The organism is Leisingera sp. F5 (assembly GCF_001593695.1).
Genome location: NZ_LUKH01001044.1, coordinates 1 through 1,328 on the forward strand (window position 1 = coordinate 1; position 1,328 = coordinate 1,328).

A 1,328-nucleotide genomic window follows, 5' to 3' on the forward strand; every position below is an offset into this window, starting at 1 on the left:
GCATCGGAACAGCTGGAGAGATGTCCAGGTGAAATCATGGGAAATGTGCTCGCTCAGTAGGTCGAAGGATCAGGTTCAGTCCCGCGCCGTTCTGGCTGCAGCTTCAGGTTTAGGCGGTGATTGGGGCAAAATGCCGGTTGCGATCCGGGCAACATTAAGACGTCATTAACTGCCGTTAACCCTTTGGCAGGGAGCGGTTACAGGGCAGCCTGTTCGCGGGCTGCCCTGTTTTTGCAAATCATTCTCATTTTCATTGACAGTTGCGAATGATTTGCAATAACGATGCATCAAAGACATCGTTCAAAACGGAGAATCGGATGTTCCCAAACCTGCTCAAGACAGTTTCCGCCGCCGCTGTTGCAGCCGTTGCTGCCAGCGCTGCCATGGCTGAAGACAAGATGAAGGTTGTCACAACCTTTACTGTGCTGGCCGATATGGCAGCAAATGTGGCAGGGGACGCGGCCGAAGTTGTCTCGGTCACCAAGCCGGGGGCAGAGATTCACGGCTATGAGCCGACCCCGCGTGATATCGTGCGGGCGTCCGATGCCGACCTGATCCTGTGGAACGGGATGAACCTGGAGCTGTGGTTCGAACAGTTCCTGTCCAATATGGAGGACGTGCCTTCGGTGACACTGACCGACGGGATCGATCCGATCCCGATCGCCGCCGGATCTTATGTGGGCAAGCCCAATCCGCACGCCTGGATGGGTCTGGATAACGCGCTGATTTATATCGACAACATTGTCGAAGCCTTTGCTGAGCATGATCCGGAAAACGCTGCTGTTTATGTCAAGAACGCGGGCGAATACAAAGACCGGCTGCGCGCCACGATCGATCCGTTGCGTCAAGCGATCGCAGCAATCCCCGAAGATCAGCGCTGGCTGGTGACCTGCGAAGGCGCCTTCAGCTACCTGGCCCGCGATTTCGGCATGAAGGAGCTGTATCTGTGGCCGATGAACGCCGACCAGGTCGGCACCCCGCAGCAGGTGCGCGGCGTTATCGACGGGGTGCGGGCCAACGATATCCCGGTAGTGTTCTGCGAAAGCACCGTCAACACAGCCCCGGCTGAGCAGGTGGCCCGTGAAACCGGTGTGGCCTATGGCGGCGAGCTGTATGTCGACTCGCTCAGCGAAGCGGATGGCCCGGTGCCGACCTATCTGGATCTGCTCAGGGTCACGTCGCAAACTGTGGCACGTGGTCTGACCGAGGTCACCAACTGAGCTTCTCACGGCAAATATCTCCGCCCCGCAGCACATGTAGCGGGGCGTTTCATTTCACAAAGCACATTTTCTGTGTGTAACTCTGCAGGACAGCCCCATGCTTGATGC

The 1,328-nt window shown here is 57.4% G+C and carries 1 protein-coding gene; it reads left to right on the plus strand.

Translation table 11 applies throughout. The features are described from left to right. Positions 1-317: 317 nt before the first annotated feature. Positions 318-1,220 (plus strand): metal ABC transporter substrate-binding protein, encoded by a 903-nt coding sequence (locus A2I95_RS38690; RefSeq protein WP_027257645.1) that lies wholly within the window; start codon positions 318-320, stop codon positions 1,218-1,220. The last annotated feature ends 108 nt before the right edge of the window (positions 1,221-1,328 follow it).